We start from the raw sequence: 16,940 nt of genomic DNA on the forward strand, positions 1-16,940 counted from the left end.
TAACTTAATTTTGGTTTGTCCCAACGGTGTTTAAGGCTACAATTGGCGTATAAGAGATAAGAAAAATCGAGTAGCGAGAGTAGTATGCAGCTATTTTTAATGCGACATGGTGAAGCTGGTTATCTTGCTCATTCCGATAGAGAGCGAGTACTGACCGAGACCGGACGTTACCACACCTCATTGATGAGTAACTGGTTGGTGAAATCGGTCATGGAGTTTGACCTTGTTCTGGTCAGCCCCTATCTGAGAGCTCAACAGAGCTGGCAGGAAGTGAGTAAACACTTCCCGGAGCCCCGAAAGTGGCTGGTACTCGATGAACTGGTCCCATCCGGTGATCCTGCTACCGCAGCCGATCTCACCTTAGCCTATGCTGAGCAGTATAAGGCCGATAAGGTGTTAGTGATTGCTCACATGCCGTTGCTGGGTTACATGGTCAGTGAGCTAGTGGCAGGAGTGGAGCCGCCTCTGTTTGCGACGTCAGGGATAACCTTGATCGATAAGCATGCAGAGCAGGCATCACTGGTTTGGCAACACAATCCGCACACGGTAAGTTAGTCTTGGGCTGTGGGCTGTGGGCTGTGGGCTGCGGGCTGCGGGCGTAATTCCTGGGGTGAGAAAAGCGGCTTTAGCCGCGAATTTTTTGCTGGCGCGAGTGTCATAAGTGTTCCACACGCTTCAAAGTCAATCTCCATATATTTGTGAGGTATTGGAGGTGGAAGTGCTAAATGCACTATCATCGACCTTGGCTTCATGAGTTAGCTTTTTTAGATCGGACTCTGAAACAAGTTTAGAATGACATGAGTAGGGAGCTTTCAGAGTGCTGAAACCAGAAAGCTCAACCTTAATTTCCCTGTTGTATATTGAGTGAGCTTTCTTATCTTCTGTAGGGCACATCACCGATATCGATCAACACCAAAAGCGCTGCATCGCCTCCCCACTCTTTGGGGGCCTTATGAAACGCCAGCACATGAGGGTGCTGGGCTAACCACATTGGAATATTTTGTTTAAGGATCCCGGTTCCGTGACCATGCATTACACAGCAGCAGTGGCACTGCTGTTTGATACAGGCCTGAATCAACGCTGCAAGCTCAAGTTTTGCTTCAGATTGCCTCATGCCATGAAGGTCGAGCAGCAGATCCGGTTGATAGTCACCACGGCGTAGCCGCTTCACTTCGAAGCTGTCTACATCGTCACGACTCCAACGCATAGCCCCCTCGTCGGGAAGGTGGGGTTGATAGGTGTCAGAAAAATAACTATCTGCGTGTAGCTGCTGCTCTTTTTCTTCTATCTGTTTTTTATCTTTTGAAGGCGCCCGAAAATGTCGCTTATCCTGCTTTAAGGGTTTTATCCCTTCAGTTAGTGTCGAAAAAAGCGCTTGATCTTCGCTGGTGTTTTTTTTCTTCATATCTCAATTATTGGTCTTAACTGTCTATTTGAGCGGCGTAGCCGCGTTTGATCTGGCAACTATTCGCACTTATCTTTTCGCAACTATCTTACGAGTTAAATTATATCTATTCCTCTCTATTTTATTGAATCCGATGCCATATGAATAGAGTTCAGTTACAATGAAGCGGAATTATCATGCTGGAGTGAGTTTTGGATAAGATTTTTGTAGATGAAGCTGTGACTGAACTGCGTACGGTCGGTGACATGTTGCGCTGGGCTGTGAGTCGTTTTAACGATGCCAATATTTATTATGGTCATGGAACCGATAATGCGTGGGATGAGGCGATTGCCCTTGTTTTTCATGCCTTACACTTGCCTGAAGATATAGGACAGCAGGTAATACACTCAAACCTTACCAGCTCAGAGAAGCATAAGATCGTAGAGCTGATTATTCGCAGGGTCAGAGAGCGTTTACCCGTTCCTTATCTCACAAATAAAGCGATGTTTGCGGGTTTGGAGTTTTATGTCGATGAGCGTGTCTTGGTTCCTCGCTCGCCGATTGCCGAGATGATAGCGAATCGCTTCAGTCCTTGGCTATATAACAAACCAGTTAATCGTGTACTCGACCTGTGTACGGGGAGTGCATGCATCGCTATCGCCTGTGCTTACGAGTTTGATGAAGCCGAGGTCGATGCTCTGGATATCAGTGCCGATGCACTCGAGGTCGCTCAGATAAATGTCGAGTCCCTGGGAGTTATGGACAGAGTCTTTCCTATCGAGTCAGACATCTTCTCGGCGATACCTAAAGGTCCTCATTATGACCTTATCGTCTCAAACCCACCCTATGTAGACGCCGAAGATATCGGTGATATGCCTGATGAGTACCACCATGAGCCCGAGTTGGGATTAGCATCTGGAAGGGACGGGCTGGACCTGACTAAGCGGATTCTGGCAAATGCCGCCGACTATCTGACCGAAGAGGGTCTACTGGTGGTTGAGGTCGGTAATTCTATGGTGCACCTTATCGAGCAGTTCCCTGATGTTCCTTTCACCTGGGTCAGCTTCGAGCATGGCGGAGACGGTGTGTTTGTTTTAACTCGTGATCAGCTAGTTGAAAATGAATCACTTTTCGCCATCTATAAAGATAGTGAATAATAGAGGTGGCGGTAAATAGGCCTCATCAAAGTGTGAACACTCAGGGATAGCTTATCGCGGCTTGAGTTTAACCCTCTTTAGAGGGCGTACCCGATACCGGCAGCAATATTGGCGGTGATTAAAAAAGCTAACGCATCAGTTAGCTTTTTTTATCTCTGTAATTCCGCTCTCATATGGGCTAATCTCAAGCGGTGTATCAAATTTGAGTAATTTAATAACTAGCAAAGGGTAAAGAAATCGGATGTCGGGAAACAGCATTGGTCAGAATTTTGTGGTAACAACATTTGGTGAAAGCCATGGTAAAGCATTAGGTTGTATTATTGATGGCTGTCCTCCGGGGCTGGAACTCAATGAAGCCGATATGCAGCACGATCTCGACCGACGACGTCCGGGAACCTCTCGCTATACCACCGCCAGACGAGAGCCCGATGAAGTTCGCGTTCTCTCGGGGATCTTCGAAGGAAAAACCACAGGTACCTCCATCGGTTTGATGATCGAAAATACCGATCAACGCAGCAAAGATTACTCGAACATTAAAGACCTTTTCCGTCCGGGTCACGCCGATTATACCTATCAGCAGAAGTATGGTCTGCGCGACTATCGCGGTGGTGGACGCTCTTCGGCGCGTGAAACGGCGATGCGTGTTGCAGCAGGCGCGGTGGCTAAAAAATATCTTAAACAGGTTCATGGCATCGAAATCAACGGCTACCTTTCGCAACTGGGCCCCATAAAGGCGGAGCAGATCGATTTTTCTCAAATCGAACAAAACGCTTTCTTTTTTCCGGATGCATCAAAACTCGATGCCCTGGATGAATATATGCGCGATCTCAAAAAGAGTGGTGACTCTATCGGCGCTAAGGTGAGCGTTGTTGCAACGGGGGTTCCCGTCGGGCTTGGAGAGCCGGTCTTTGACAGGCTGGATGCCGAAATTGCCCATGCCCTGATGGGAATTAATGCCGTCAAGGGTGTCGAGATTGGCGACGGTTTTGAGGTGGTGAATCAGAAGGGGTCAGAGCACAGAGATCTGATGTCACCCGAAGGCTTTGCCTCTAACCATGCCGGCGGCATCTTAGGCGGGATCTCTTCCGGCCAACCTATCGTAGCCCATATCGCGATGAAACCAACTTCAAGTATCAGCATTCCGGGAGAGGGCATGACGGCGCAGGGCGATGTGGCCGAAGTTGTGACCAAAGGTCGTCACGATCCTTGTGTCGGAATACGTGCTGTCCCTATCGCCGAGGCCATGCTGGCAATCGTTTTAATGGATCACCTGTTACGCCACAGGGCTCAGAATATGGATGTAAACAGCCAGACACCGAAGATAGGGATGCGATAAGCGCGCTATACTTCAGTTCTCAGGTTGAGACTCCCTAATTAGAAAAGGCGCATTTTGCGCCTTTTCTACATCTGAGATAAGGAGTAATCCATGGGACCATAGGTGGAGCGCAATCGATGAGCTTGCCTTGAAGCGTTAATTTTTTGCTGAGCGATCACATCTTCATACCGATTGGTATACAATACTGTCGCCCTCAATATTTAAAATAAAATCAATGAATCAGTCTTCCTGCATTAGCACACAGCTGCGCTGGATCAGCGCCTGTTATTTTTTCTTCTTTGCCATTCTTGGAGTTATGGTGCCATACCTTGGTGTCTTCTTTGAGAACCGGGGCTTTAACCCTCAGGAGATAGGTTTCTTGCTGGCTATCTTGATGGCCACTCGTATCATAGCGCCGAATATCTGGGCCATGGTGGCCGACAGGACGGGCATGCGTGCCCAGCTGGTTAAATGGGGGGCCGCAGCCGCAGCCGTCAGTTATTTGAGCTTCTTCTATGATGGCAGCTTTACTTATCTGGCCATCAGCCTCTGTATCTATACATTTTTCTGGAATGCTATCTTAGCCCAGCTCGAGGTGATAACGCTGGAGACCTTAGGTGAGAATACCACGCGATATGGCTCTATTCGTAGCTTCGGCAGCTTAGGTTATCTGGTATTTGTCGTCAGTGTCGGTTTTGCCATCAGTTGGTGGGGAACCGAGATTCTGCCCTATATCGGTATGTTGCTCTTTGTCGGGCTATTGATCAGTGCTTTGCCTTTGCCGTCAGATAGGGTAGTGGTAAAACAGCGGAGCGGAAAAACCAAACTAAGAATAGACCGGGCTATCTTCTGGTTCCTGGTCTCTGCCATTTTGTTGCAGATGAGTGCAGGACCTTTCTATGGCTTCTTCGTACTCTACCTAAAGCAGTCCGGTTACAGTGAGGCTGTCGCGGGCATCTATGTCGCCTTCGGCGTTTTAGCCGAGATCCTTATGTTCATGTTGGCTCCCAGGTTTCTGGGACGTTTCGGGGTTAACAGATTATTGATCGTCAGCCTTGGGTTCACCGGCGTTCGTTGGTTATTGATGGCTTATTGTGTCGAAAACTTCCTGTTGCTTGGGCTAAGCCAGCTCCTGCATGCGTTTACTTTTGGCTTGGTGCATGCGGCCTCCATACAATTTGTGCATGGCTACTTCGATATCAGCCATCGAAGCAAGGGGCAGGCGCTGTATGCCAGTTTAAGTTTTGGTGTCGGCGGGGCGTTAGGTACCTGGCTTTGTGGTATGATCTGGGGCGATGGCAGTGGTGCTTCTCTGGCCTGGGTGATCGCGGCTATCTGTGCATTCCTCGCCATGGCGGCCATCTTTTTTATCCCGGAAAAAGCTAAGCAATAAGTGTGCAGGCGGCGGTGAGTAAACGCTTAAATTGAGCGCAGATATAGCGCGTGTTAATCCTATTTGTACAAGGATAAGTAATGGCAAGTCGGTTTCGTTTAGGTTTAATTATCAACCCATTGGCGGGTCTGGGTGGAAGTGTTGCGCTTAAAGGCAGTGATGGTGTGGCCAAAGAGGCGCTCGCCAAGGGAGCCAAACCTAGGGCACACCTGAGGATGCAGCAAGCATTGGAGGTGATCTTACCCTATCGGGATCAGGTTGAAATCATCACGGCTTCAGGCCCCATGGGTGAAGCCTTGGCGCTGGAGATGGGCTTTCATGTCAGGGTCGTGCATGAGGTGAGTGACGAGACGCAGGCCGAAGATACTCAGGCAGTCGTTAAGGTGTTACTCGATGAAACTCTGGATCTACTGCTGTTTGCCGGTGGCGATGGCACGGCGCGTGATGTTTTTGCCATAGCGCATGACAATATGCCCGTCTTAGGGGTGCCTGCCGGTGTGAAAATCCATTCCGGGGTTTATGGCATCACTCCTCATGCATCGGGCATGGTGGTAAAAATGTTGCTCGACGGCGAACTGGTTAGCCTGATGGACGCCGATGTGATGGATATCGACGAGGTGGCTTTTAGGGAGGGACAAGTTAAGGCGCGCCGTTTTGGTGAAATGCTTGTGCCTGCTGAACCCAGATATGTTCAGGCCGTTAAGATGGGCGGAATTGAGAGCAGTGAACTTGTGCTCGCCGATATTGCTGCCGAGGTGATCGAGAGCATGGATGAGGAGCTTTTTATCATGGGGTCGGGTAGTACGGTTGCGGCCGTTATGACCGAACTCAACCTGGATAACACCTTGCTGGGTGTGGATCTTGTCCAGTCTCAGCAGCTTTTGGGTTCAGATCTGACCGCCGCTCAGCTTATCGAAATGACAGACGAGTTGCCCACTAAGTTAGTGATCACTTTGATTGGCGGACAGGGGCATATCCTGGGCAGAGGCAATCAACAGCTGTCCCCCGAGTTAATCAAACGGCTCGGTAAAGAGAATATTATCATTCTGGCGACAAAAACTAAGTTAAAAGCACTTGAAGGCAGGCCATTAATTGTGGATAGTGGCGACCCTGAATTAGATCGACAGTTGTGCGGCTATTACCGGGTTATCACAGGTTACCATGACTATGTGATGTATCAGGTCGCGAATCCGGATTTTGAATGAGTCATAACTGTTCAAAGAATAGATTGTTTTAAACAAAAATTACGCTAAAAGAGTGGAGTGGGTATGTTAGAGAAGTATGAGCTGGCGTCAGAGAACTGGATCTCGAACATAGTAGAGCAGGGTGATGATGATGCACTCTTTGCCAGCGGTTATCTTCAGGGGCATTTTGCGGTTGTCCTGTCTCAACTGGAGCTTGAGGAGGAGCAGGGCTTCGATGCGCTTAATGAAAAGATGCAAGCGTGTCTCGTCTTGGCAAGAGAGGAGTTAGATGACCGGGATTATGAGCTGGTTGAACAAGCCTGGTCAGAGTTGAGCGAAATCATCAAGGCTTAGCGACTACATCGGGCAGATATCTTGTCTGCCCCTTAATCATCCCGTCACTCGGTGTGCTGAGTATCACTTGGCACAGATGAGGGTCTTAAAAACTCACCGGAGATAGCGGAAAGCCGGCTCCTTATGTTTGAGTAGTAAAATGAAACAAAGTTATGTCAGTATCGGTTTAGTCAACCCCAAGAGCCCCACTAACGTCGGTGGAATAATGCGTGCCGCGGGTTGTTATAGTGTCGATGAAGTATTCTACACCGGCAAGCGGTACCCGTTAGCCGCGAGTAATGGTACGGCGCAATATAATACCGATACTAAAGGAGCGGGTCAGCAGATCCCGCTGACAGGGGTGGAATCCCTGGTAGACAGTTGCGCGGATGACGTCAAGATTGTGTGTGTCGATCTGGTGGAGGGAGCGACACCTCTTCCGGAATTTGAGCACCCTGAGAAGGCTATCTATCTCTTCGGGCCCGAGGATGGCACCATAAGTCAGCAGGTGATCAACAGAGCCGATGCCGTGGTTTATGTGCCCACTGTCGGCTGCATGAACCTGGCCGCATCGGTCAATGTCTTGCTGTATGACAGGTTATCAAAATCCTCTCAGACCATAGCCTGTGATGAACTGATAAGGTCAAGCCGCGATACCAATAACCGGGTCAAAGTTAAAAGGAAGGTGAGACAGTTAAGCGTAGGCTGATAACGAATCCCCGGCTCTTACTATATACGGTGAAGTGCCGGGGTTATTTTTATCTGTCTGCGCACTGCTACAGCATCCTCTACTGGAGTGCCTTCCCCTTGATAAGTTTTCTCATCCAGAACCGGTTGGGGTTAAGCATCTCGAGCATCGCGACACTCAATGGCATGATCTCGCCACATAGTTGTGCCGCCAGCGCCTCTGCCGCCAGGGGCCCCGATGTGATCCCTCTCGAGCCCAAGCCTCCGAGAATAAAGAGTCCCTTATGAGTCGGGGCGGGGGTCTCTTTCCAGAATTTAATACTTGCCTTGGTATGTTGATGTCGCTCATATAACCTCAACATCGACTCGGTGTCGGGAGCACATCCCATCATAGGTGCGTGATCCCGGGTGACCATGCGAACGCCGACTCGCGCACTGTGTCCGGTAATATCGATATCTTCCAGCCAGGGCTTGTCGACATAGCTATGCTTTATCTTTTGCAGGTTTTCAATCTGCTCGCTGGCGCTGTAATCCAGGTTATCAGGATTTTTTACATAGCTGGCACCGGTGCAGTGGAACCTGTTATTGCCCGGTGTGAGGTATCCGTGGGAACAGAGCACTGTGCTGAGTTTACTCAGCTCATTTCGTGAAGGGATATGGCTGACCTGACCGCGAAATCCGGTTGCCGGGAGTTTTTCACTCTGCCTGAACTGAGTGAGTCCCTGACCATTGGCCAGAACCAGGTTGGCAAAGGGGCCCATCTCCATGGTTCGCTCTTGAGCTTCATCAATATCCGTAAGGCCGCTGGGTTGGTCATCGAGGCTTTTGTACAGATACCAGAGCCCCTCCCTCTGCTCTATGCGTTTGATGTCGGTATTGAACTCTACACTGACATCGCTTATCTGCGCCGCCTTTTCGAAAGCGGCGCGGGTAAATTCATGAGGGCATATCCAGCCTCCCAGAGGGTAATGGATACCGGATTTATCGATATCGATACCGGCCAGTTGCGTGGCCGAGCCTGCATCTATCGGGCTGGCCACCTTGCTGTTCCAGCTCTGTCCCTTGATGATCTTGTCAAGCCGTGCGCTGCTGCGGATATCGAAACCTGTCTGCACTACGCCGCAAAAATCATATGACACATGAAAGTCATCATCGACCAGCTCCTGCAGCCGGCGACGGGTGAAAAGGAATCCCTGCTGAAAGTAGTGACTCAAATGGCCGTTATCGGGTGTGAGAAGCGGGTAAACCGCGCCCTGTTTGTTTCCGGAAGCCTGCTGAGCAAAGTCTGAATCGCAGCAAAACAGCCGCACCTTTCTGTTTCGCTGCGCTAACGAGAGTGCCAGGTGTGTGCTGGCAACACCGCCGCCGATAATGGCGATTTCACCCTCTGCGGCAGAGGTAACCGGGCAGTACCTGAGACGGTTCGATTGGGCATTTCTGAGTGTGCGCCGCTCCTGCAGCGGGATATCATCACGCCTGTTATCCTGATATTCAATCTCGGCCTGTTGTCGAAACTCCCCAGCTGTGGCTTCTATGAGCCGCAGACCGACGCGGCGCACTAAAGCGGCGCTCTGATCCTTCCACTCGACCCCGGGAGCATCGTAGCCTAGCGTTGCATTATCGCGGCTTAATCTGCCCATCTGCCAGAGCATGGCTTCGCTGAGTGTCGCCCCATTAATTTTTTCAGTTATGCCCCAATGGGCGATAAGCGCACTATGGTCAGCCCTATCATCGATACCCTGTTCCATGACGTTAGGTGTCAATATGCCCTTAAGCTGGCCGAGAATGTCACCTAAGTAGATATCGAGTATGAATCTGCCATCGTCGAAGATCAGCCGCTGACATCCCTCGATGGCGAGGATATCCCGCTTGAGCAGCGCTGCTGCCATTTCCCCCCGGCCGAGTGTGGATTGTGGTGATTCTTGGGCGACAAGTTCAGTTAATTGGTGGTTGAAGTCGGATATTGCATCGAAATCGGTTTCGAAAACTTTAAGGTTTACACGCCCCAAAGGGCAGATCTTGCGCGAATTTTGCCATATTGAGAGTAAAGAGCCGGGACTGCCTAAGCCAAGTTGACCCAGAGCCAGTGTCTGCTCTACATCGTTTTTTGCTGTGAAAAGGGTGAAAACTGAGGATAAATGACCAGTTAACTTACTCATTTGCATATTTTCTTCACGTTCTTCAGTCAATGAATTTACTCTATGTCTCATATTAGGCATTATTTTACCCGTCTTTATGGAAAGCTGACCACTTAATTGCATTAAAAGCGATACTATAGCGGCAGCAAATTGGTACTAGACGTACAGAATGGATAGGAATAATGAAAAGAGTCGTGATCACCGGACTTGGCGTAGTTTCAAGTATTGGTAACAACAAGCAAGAAGTCACTGAGTCACTAAAAGCTGGCCGCAGTGGTATTACTCATTCAGATCAGTTTGAGGAAATGAAGCTTCGCAGCCATGTCTGGGGCGACATCAAACTGGATCCTAAAGAACACATTGACCGTAAAGCACTGCGTTTTATGGGTAATGCAGCGGCTTATGCCTATATCGCGATGGCTGAAGCCATCGAAGATGCCGGCCTGACCGAAGAGCAGTACTCTAACCCCCGTGTCGGCATCATTGCCGGTACCGGTGGTGCGTCATCGGCTAACCAGGTTCAGGCTGCCGACACGTTACGTGAAAAGGGTGTTAAACGCGTTGGCCCATACATAGTGCCGCGTATCATGTCGAGCACATCCAGTGCTTGCTTAGCAACACCGTTTAAGATTAAGGGCATGAACTACTCGATCAGTTCGGCCTGTGCAACCAGTGCTCACTGTATAGGCCATGCGGTCGAACTTATTCAGATGGGTAAACAGGATATGGTCTTTGCCGGTGGGTCTGAAGAGGTTGATTGGACCCTGACTATGGGCTTCGACGCCATGGGCGCTCTATCGACTAAGTACAATGATACTCCTGAAAAGGCATCACGTACCTATGATGCAGACCGTGACGGTTTCGTTATCTCAGGTGGCGGCGGCATTCTTGTTGTCGAAGAACTTGAGCATGCGTTAGCGCGTGGTGCCAAGATCTACGCCGAAGTCGTCGGTTATGGCGCATCCTCGGATGGCTATGACATGGTAGCGCCATCGGGTGAAGGCGCGGTGCGTTGTATGCAGATGGCCCTTGCCGATGTCGATACACAGGTCGATTACATCAACACACACGGTACATCGACGCCGGTCGGTGATATGCGTGAGCTTGAAGCCCTGCGTGAAACCTTCGGCGAGAAGCTGCCAGCTATTGCATCGACCAAGTCTCTTACAGGTCATGCGCTGGGTGCGGCTGGTGCACACGAGGCTATCTACAGCCTTATCATGATGGAGAATAACTTCATCGCACCTAGCATCAATATCGATAACCTGGATGAGAAAGCTGAAGGCATGCCGGTTGTGACCGAGTATCGTGATGCTGAACTGAATACTGTTATGAGTAACAGCTTCGGTTTCGGTGGTACCAATGCCACTCTGGTTATGAGCAAGTATAAGTAACTTCCGTTTGCAGGTTATGCAAACTGGCTAGTCGCCGTTACGATGTAGAAAGGGAGCTTAGGCTCCCTTTTTTGTGTCTGGAACACTTATGCCCATCTACCATGGATGGGTTTAGATGGGCTTTGTGTCTGGCCTTCTTGTAGTAAACAGTTATGCCCCCTCTTGTAGAAAGAGTCCAAGGATGGATATTGGTGGGCTTTGTGTCTGGCCTTCTTGTAATAAATAGTTATGCCCCCTCTTGTAGAAAGAGTCCAAGGATGGATATAGGTGGGCTTTGTGTCTGGCTTTCTTGTAATAAACAGTTATGCCCCTCTTATGAAAAGAGTCCATGGATGCAGATGGGCTTAGTGTCCGTTGTTTACCTATCTGCATTTTGGCGGGTAGTTTGAGCATGACCTAAACAGAATTTGTAATTCACCTCCATTCGAAGGTGATTCTCAAGCCGTAGTCGTCTTGCTAGAATGCGCCTTCATACTATTCAGGACATTTATAGACTCATGATGAAGATCCTCGCCGATGAAAACATGCCATATGTGCAGCAGCTCTTTGGTGATCTTGGTACGATTGAAGCCGTTAATGGCCGTACATTAACCCCGCAGCAGGTTAAAGACGCCGATGTACTCCTGGTGCGTTCGGTGACTAAGGTCGATCAGGCACTATTATCCCTCAACAGCAAACTTAAGTTTGTCGGCAGTGCCACCATAGGTACCGATCATATCGACCAGGCCTATCTTGCCAGCCAGGGGATCCCCTTTACCAATGCGCCGGGCTGTAATGCCACTGCGGTGGGCGAGTTTGCCTTCATTGCCATGCTGGAGCTGGCCAGACGTTTCGATACCGGGCTTAAAGGCAAGGTCGTAGGTATAGTCGGTGCGGGAAACACCGGCTCGGCGGTGGCTAAGTGTCTCGAGGCTTATGGCGTCGAGGTGCTGCTTAACGATCCGCTCATCGAAGCCAATGATCCCCGTGAGTTTGTTTCGCTCGATGAGCTCACCAGTCGTGCAGATGTGATCAGCTTACATGTTCCCCTGACCCGTGAGGGGGAGCATAAGACCTGGTACCTGTTCGATGAGCAGAGGCTGCAAGGCTTGAAGTCGAATGTGTGGCTGCTTAACTGCTGCAGAGGGGAGGTCATAGATAACCGCGCCCTGATAAAAGTTAAGGGGTTGAGGCCGGATATCAAACTCGTGATCGATGTATGGGAAGGTGAACCCGACCCTATGCTTGAGCTGGTGCCACTTGTCGAGATAGCGACGCCACACATTGCGGGTTACAGTTTGGAAGGGAAGGCACGTGGCACCTATATGTTATATCAGAAGCTGACGGCGGTGCTGGGGATCGATGCCGATAAGTCGATGAGTACTTTGCTGCCCGGGCTCTGGTCACAGCAGGTGTCATTCGATGAACTGGTTTCTGAGAAGGCGTTACTGCAGTTATCCCGTTTTGTCTATGACCTTCGAGATGACGATGAGTTGTTCAGAAAAATCATGCTTGATGATTCTGCAATAAAAGTGGGTAAAAATTCCGCTAATAACAATGGGTTTGACCTCATGAGAAAAAATCACAAGCATAGGCGCGAATTTAGTGCGTTAAAGCTAGCAACAGCGGGGCAATCTGAGGTAGATTGGTTGTTCAAATTAGGATTTTCAGGAGTTGGTCGGTAATTATGTCACAAGAATTTAATGTTGTCGTTTTAGGTGCATCGGGCGCAGTCGGTCAAACCATGATCGAGATCCTCGAAGAGCGCAATTTTCCCGTTGCAAATTTATACCCTCTAGCCAGTAGCCGTAGCGCTGGTGATACGGTCACCTTCCACGGTAAACAGGTAGAAATTCTTGATGTTGATACCTTTGACTGGTCACAGGCTCAGCTGGGTTTCTTCTCTGCCGGTGGTGATGTTTCTGCCAAGTGGGCGCCGATAGCGGCCGAAAATGGCTGCGTGGTTATCGATAATACCTCTCACTTTCGATATGAGATCGATATCCCGTTAGTGATACCTGAGGTAAACCCTGAGGCGATTGCAGATTTCCGTAACAGAAATATTATCGCTAATCCTAACTGCTCAACCATTCAGATGCTGGTAGCACTTAAACCTATCTATGATGCCTATGGGATCTCACGGATCAACGTCGCGACCTATCAGTCGGTTTCAGGCTCGGGTAAACAGGCTATCGAAGAGTTAGCGAGTCAGTGCGCCAAGTTACTTCAGGGGCTTCCGGTAGAGCCAAAGGCTTATCCGAAACAGATCGCCTTCAACGCCCTGCCGCAGATCGATAAGTTTATGGATAACGGGTACACCAAAGAGGAGATGAAGATGGTCTGGGAAACCCAGAAGATCTTCGGTGATGACAATATCGTCGTTAACCCGACTGCGGTTCGTGTTCCGGTTTTCCATGGCCACTCTGAGGCGGTTCACCTTGAGACACTGCAGCCTGTCGATGCCGAAGATGTTAAGTCTGTGTTGCGTGGTGCGGCCGGTGTCGAACTATTTGAGTCTGATGAGGAGTATCCGACGGCTGTGACCGAAGCGGCCGGAACGGATCCGGTTTTTGTGGGCCGCATCCGCAAAGATATCTCTCACGAGAATGGCATTAACCTTTGGGTTGTCTCTGATAATATTAGGAAAGGTGCCGCGCTAAACAGTATTCAGATTGCCGAAGTGTTAATCCGTGATTACTATTAAACAAGGTCAGAATTAGTGGCTATTTAATCGAAAACTGGCCCAATTAGACGAAAAAGCCTGCATATTGCAGGCTTTTTTTGTTTTAGCACTTGTTTTTGAATTGTGAACAGTAGCAGACCTGTGATTTCTGGTTTATAGTAATCTCAATAAATACAAATGCCTAAAGCTATGCTGTTTGAAGGCAGCACCATTGCGCTTGAAAGGGAAGAATTAATGAACTTTCGCACTTCGTATCTCGTCGGTCTGATGGCCTCAGCTCTACTCGTTTTTTCTGCTAATCCGCTCCATCTGGCCCATGCCGCTGACCCTCTGAAGATCACCGGACCCGATGGTGAAGTGAGGGAAACGAATCGGCAATATGGACCGACCCGCTCATCTGATACCTTCTGGAGCATTGCGCAGAAAGTCAGGCCCGATAACAGTGTCGATATCTATCAGGTCATGGCGGCTATTTATGATGCCAACCCCCATGCATTCTCAAGTGCTAACTACAATAGCCTGGAGAGAGGGATGATACTGCTCATCCCATCTAAAGCTGTGATGCTGGCGATTCCCAAGAGTATGGCAAAGGAACGCGCCGCCCGTGACGATGCCGGGTGGAGAAAGGCGACGGCAGCCACCCCACAACCTAAGCCGGTAACACTTCCTGAAACGGCGCCCGAAACAGCTAAGCCGGCTACAGAACCCACCCCTTCGGCTGTGACAGCACCCGCAACCCCGGACAGCGCCGAGCTCGAAGCCTTGACCGCTAAGCTTGAAGCCGCCGAGGCCAAGGCACTGCAGCTGACCGATGAGTTAGCCAGAGCCGAAGATCAATTAAATATCGGCAGCAGCGATGCAGACTCACTTCAAAATAAAATCGATGAGTTAAATGAACAGATCGCGATTCTGGAGGAGGAGCTTCAGATAAGTAAGCAGCGCAATGAATCGTTAAATGCCGAAGTCGAGATGTTAAAGAACCAGGTCGCCGCCCTGCAGCAGCCCGTGCCGGAGGAGGATTCGGATCTGTGGCGGAATCTAATGGGGAACCCACTGCTGCTGATCTTAGGCGCTGCCATTCCTGCGCTGTTAGTACTTGTGCTGTTCTGGTTATTCCTCAAACGCCGTCGCAATGAGGGCGAAGAGAGTCAGGAGAAGGAAGAGCAAGCCTCTGAATCCGCAGCGCCAGAGCCAACGTCGCCTCCTGAAACCCTTGAAACGGGTGATGAGGCGATGGCCGTACACCTGGATACCGACGAAGATGAATCTATCGACTCCTTGATGAACATCGACACGAGTGAGCTGCAACCTGAGGTCGACATGTCTGAGGGGGCGGATATGTTCGTCGATAGCGGTGACACTGCTTCCGAAGATGAGGGCGCCGAAGATGAGGGGCAGTCGCTGGACGATCTTTGGGCTGAAGCCATGGGTGAGCAGGATGAAGAGGAGGCGAAAGCCGAAGCCGGTACCGATGAAGAGGATCTGGACTCTCTGCTTGCCGGTTTCGATGAAAAGAGCGCGCCGGCTGAGAGTGAGAGCCAGGACAACAGTGAAATTGTATCTGCAGATGACCTTGATTCTCTGTTAGCTGACCTCGATGAGCCCACACAGAAAGTTGAAACCGATCTCAGTGATGAGATAGCGACCGAGCTCAGCGAAGATACGGCGACCGAGAATGTGGCTGAAGAGGATCTGGATTCTCTGCTTGCGGATTTTGAAACTGCTGAACCTGAGGTGGATGAAACTGAGCTGGGTACAGAACCCGATCTCACTGATGAGATTGCGGCCGAGTTGGAAGCCGATAATCTGGATGAGAAGGTCAGCGAGGAGGACTTAGACTCGCTGCTGGCAGGTTTCGATGCGCCCCAGGCTGAAGCTGAGCCGGAAGTCAAACAGGATCTCACCGATGAGATAGCGGCCGAGCTGGAGAGCGACGAAAGTCTCAATGAGAAGGTCAGCGAGGAGGACTTAGACTCGCTGCTGGCAGGTTTCGATGCGCCCCAGGCTGAAGCTGAGCCGGAAGTCAAACAGGATCTCACCGATGAGATAGCGGCCGAGCTGGAGAGCGACGAAAGTCTCAATGAGAAGGTCAGCGAGGAGGACTTAGACTCACTGCTGGCAGGTTTCGATGCGCCCGAGGCTGAAGCGGAACCGGAAGTCAAACAGGATCTCACCGATGAGATAGCGGCCGAGTTGGAAGCCGATAATCTGGATGAGAAGGTCAGCGAGGAGGACTTAGACTCACTGCTGGCAGGTTTCGATGCGCCCGAGGCTGAAGCGGAGCCGGAAGTCAAACAGGATCTCTCCGATGAGATAGCGGCGGAGCTGGAGAGTGAAGAAAGTCTGAATGAAGAGGCCAGTGAGGAGGATTTAGACTCATTGCTGGCAGGCTTCGATGCACCCGAAGCAGAAATTGAACCTAAACAGGATCAATCCGATGAGGCTGTGGCCGATTTAGATATGCCGGAGGTTGAAGTTGCGCCTGAGTCAAAGCCTGTGGATGAGCTAGTGACAGAGGCCGAAGCTGCTGATGAGAAAACCGAGGAAGATGAATTAGATTCACTGCTTGCCGATTTCGATATGAGCAGGGACGATATCGGATCCGGCTTCGAGGCCGAACCCGTTGAAGAAGAGGCTAAGAGTAAGCCTGAAACGGCGACGGGTAAAGATGAAGCGCTCGATGCCTTGTTAGCCGATTTAGAATCGGTAGACAAGAAATCGAAGGTGGATCCGGTTGCTTCGAAGGGAGGCAGCGGTATGTTTGATGATCTAAAGGGTAGTAAGAAGGTTGAGGACAATAGCTTAGAGTGGGATGGTTCTCTAGGCTTCGGTGAAAAAGATGCCGCCCCGACTGGTATTGCAGATGCACAAACGGATGCGGTTGAAGATAAGTTAACCGTCGATGAGGCGCTGGCAGCATTGGATGCCGATGAGAAGAAGGCATCACCAGCAGTAGAGGTGGACGAGCATGATCTGACCAGTTTCCAGAGTGATAACGGCTTCATCGATATTGATCGTCTACTCAACGAAGCCGATGAGGATGTGGCCGAGACGGATCAATATAAAGAGCTCGATGTCGATATGGGAGAGCTCGACAGCCTGATGGGTAATGCCTCTATGGTCGATGTCGATGATGAGGAAAACTCAGTCAACGCCAAACTGGATCTGGCTCGTGCCTATATTGAGATTGATGATACCGACAGTGCCAAAGCCCTGCTCAAAGAGGTCCAGCTCGATGGCAATGAGAGGCAGCAGAGTGAGGCTGATAGCCTGATCAAAACCTTGGAGTAATG

Annotated in this window: 13 protein-coding genes; 11 read left to right on the forward strand and 2 right to left on the reverse strand. The window is 50.2% G+C overall.

Features of this window, described 5'->3' with window-relative positions; all coding sequences use genetic code 11:
* Window positions 1-84: 84 nt before the first annotated feature.
* The gene (sixA, locus tag Q1B47_RS02925; RefSeq protein ID WP_299788349.1) at window positions 85-555 is read left to right on the forward strand and encodes a phosphohistidine phosphatase SixA; all 471 of its coding nucleotides are present in this window, start codon (window positions 85-87) and stop codon (window positions 553-555) included.
* 319 nt (window positions 556-874) lie between these two features.
* Here sixA and smrB read toward each other — a convergent pair whose 3' ends face one another.
* Window positions 875-1,405, reverse strand: coding sequence for an endonuclease SmrB (gene smrB, locus Q1B47_RS02930; RefSeq protein ID WP_299788352.1), 531 nt, complete (start codon window positions 1,403-1,405; stop codon window positions 875-877).
* Between the two features lie 191 nt (window positions 1,406-1,596).
* On the opposite strand from smrB, the gene prmB reads away from it, so the two are divergent.
* From prmB to Q1B47_RS02960, 6 genes are all read left to right on the forward strand, one after another.
* Window positions 1,597-2,541 carry a 50S ribosomal protein L3 N(5)-glutamine methyltransferase gene (gene prmB, locus Q1B47_RS02935; protein WP_299788355.1) on the forward strand — a complete coding sequence of 315 codons (945 nt, stop codon included), beginning with the start codon at window positions 1,597-1,599 and terminating at the stop codon, window positions 2,539-2,541.
* Window positions 2,542-2,782: 241 nt separating this feature from the next.
* Window positions 2,783-3,877 (forward strand): chorismate synthase, encoded by a 1,095-nt coding sequence (aroC, locus tag Q1B47_RS02940; protein ID WP_299788358.1) that lies wholly within the window; start codon window positions 2,783-2,785, stop codon window positions 3,875-3,877.
* Between the two features lie 214 nt (window positions 3,878-4,091).
* Entirely contained in the window at window positions 4,092-5,249 is a 1,158-nt protein-coding gene (locus Q1B47_RS02945; protein WP_299788361.1) for an MFS transporter, read from the forward strand.
* Window positions 5,250-5,329: 80 nt separating this feature from the next.
* Complete coding sequence (locus tag Q1B47_RS02950; RefSeq protein ID WP_299788364.1) at window positions 5,330-6,454, forward strand: ATP-NAD kinase family protein; 1,125 nt, start codon at window positions 5,330-5,332, stop codon at window positions 6,452-6,454.
* A gap of 63 nt (window positions 6,455-6,517) precedes the next feature.
* Window positions 6,518-6,787 carry a YfcL family protein gene (locus Q1B47_RS02955; RefSeq protein WP_299788367.1) on the forward strand — a complete coding sequence of 90 codons (270 nt, stop codon included), beginning with the start codon at window positions 6,518-6,520 and terminating at the stop codon, window positions 6,785-6,787.
* A gap of 139 nt (window positions 6,788-6,926) precedes the next feature.
* A complete protein-coding gene (locus Q1B47_RS02960; protein ID WP_299788370.1) occupies window positions 6,927-7,475 on the forward strand; it encodes an RNA methyltransferase in 549 nt (182 codons plus the stop codon).
* A 79-nt stretch (window positions 7,476-7,554) separates the two neighbouring features.
* Here the strand turns inward: Q1B47_RS02960 and mnmC are convergent, their stop codons facing one another.
* Window positions 7,555-9,612: an FAD-dependent 5-carboxymethylaminomethyl-2-thiouridine(34) oxidoreductase MnmC gene (gene mnmC, locus Q1B47_RS02965; RefSeq protein ID WP_299788373.1), complete on the reverse strand. Its 2,058-nt coding sequence runs from the start codon at window positions 9,610-9,612 to the stop codon at window positions 7,555-7,557.
* Between the two features lie 161 nt (window positions 9,613-9,773).
* On the opposite strand from mnmC, the gene fabB reads away from it, so the two are divergent.
* From fabB to Q1B47_RS02985, 4 genes are all read left to right on the forward strand, one after another.
* Complete coding sequence (fabB, locus tag Q1B47_RS02970) at window positions 9,774-10,985, forward strand: beta-ketoacyl-ACP synthase I (protein ID WP_299788378.1); 1,212 nt, start codon at window positions 9,774-9,776, stop codon at window positions 10,983-10,985.
* Window positions 10,986-11,485: 500 nt separating this feature from the next.
* Complete coding sequence (locus Q1B47_RS02975; protein WP_299788790.1) at window positions 11,486-12,649, forward strand: 4-phosphoerythronate dehydrogenase; 1,164 nt, start codon at window positions 11,486-11,488, stop codon at window positions 12,647-12,649.
* A gap of 2 nt (window positions 12,650-12,651) precedes the next feature.
* The gene (locus Q1B47_RS02980; protein WP_299788382.1) at window positions 12,652-13,668 is read left to right on the forward strand and encodes an aspartate-semialdehyde dehydrogenase; all 1,017 of its coding nucleotides are present in this window, start codon (window positions 12,652-12,654) and stop codon (window positions 13,666-13,668) included.
* Between the two features lie 213 nt (window positions 13,669-13,881).
* Window positions 13,882-16,938, forward strand: a complete 3,057-nt coding sequence (locus Q1B47_RS02985; RefSeq protein WP_299788385.1) for a FimV/HubP family polar landmark protein — start codon at window positions 13,882-13,884, stop codon at window positions 16,936-16,938.
* Window positions 16,939-16,940 lie beyond the last annotated feature (2 nt).

Source organism: uncultured Shewanella sp. (assembly GCF_947501225.1).
Lineage (GTDB): Bacteria > Pseudomonadota > Gammaproteobacteria > Enterobacterales > Shewanellaceae > Shewanella.

Excerpts from the sequence above, each read along its gene's own strand:
- sixA (WP_299788349.1), top strand. The coding sequence starts at position 85 with ATGCAGCTATTTTTAATGCGACATGGTGAAGCTGGTTATCTTGCTCAT.
- smrB (WP_299788352.1), bottom strand. The coding sequence starts at position 1,405 with ATGAAGAAAAAAAACACCAGCGAAGATCAAGCGCTTTTTTCGACACTA.
- aroC (WP_299788358.1), top strand. The coding sequence starts at position 2,783 with ATGTCGGGAAACAGCATTGGTCAGAATTTTGTGGTAACAACATTTGGT.
- Q1B47_RS02945 (WP_299788361.1), top strand. The coding sequence starts at position 4,092 with ATGAATCAGTCTTCCTGCATTAGCACACAGCTGCGCTGGATCAGCGCC.
- Q1B47_RS02950 (WP_299788364.1), top strand. The coding sequence starts at position 5,330 with ATGGCAAGTCGGTTTCGTTTAGGTTTAATTATCAACCCATTGGCGGGT.
- Q1B47_RS02955 (WP_299788367.1), top strand. The coding sequence starts at position 6,518 with ATGTTAGAGAAGTATGAGCTGGCGTCAGAGAACTGGATCTCGAACATA.
- Q1B47_RS02960 (WP_299788370.1), top strand. The coding sequence starts at position 6,927 with ATGAAACAAAGTTATGTCAGTATCGGTTTAGTCAACCCCAAGAGCCCC.
- mnmC (WP_299788373.1), bottom strand. The coding sequence starts at position 9,612 with ATGAGTAAGTTAACTGGTCATTTATCCTCAGTTTTCACCCTTTTCACA.
- fabB (WP_299788378.1), top strand. The coding sequence starts at position 9,774 with ATGAAAAGAGTCGTGATCACCGGACTTGGCGTAGTTTCAAGTATTGGT.
- Q1B47_RS02975 (WP_299788790.1), top strand. The coding sequence starts at position 11,486 with ATGAAGATCCTCGCCGATGAAAACATGCCATATGTGCAGCAGCTCTTT.
- Q1B47_RS02980 (WP_299788382.1), top strand. The coding sequence starts at position 12,652 with ATGTCACAAGAATTTAATGTTGTCGTTTTAGGTGCATCGGGCGCAGTC.
- Q1B47_RS02985 (WP_299788385.1), top strand. The coding sequence starts at position 13,882 with ATGAACTTTCGCACTTCGTATCTCGTCGGTCTGATGGCCTCAGCTCTA.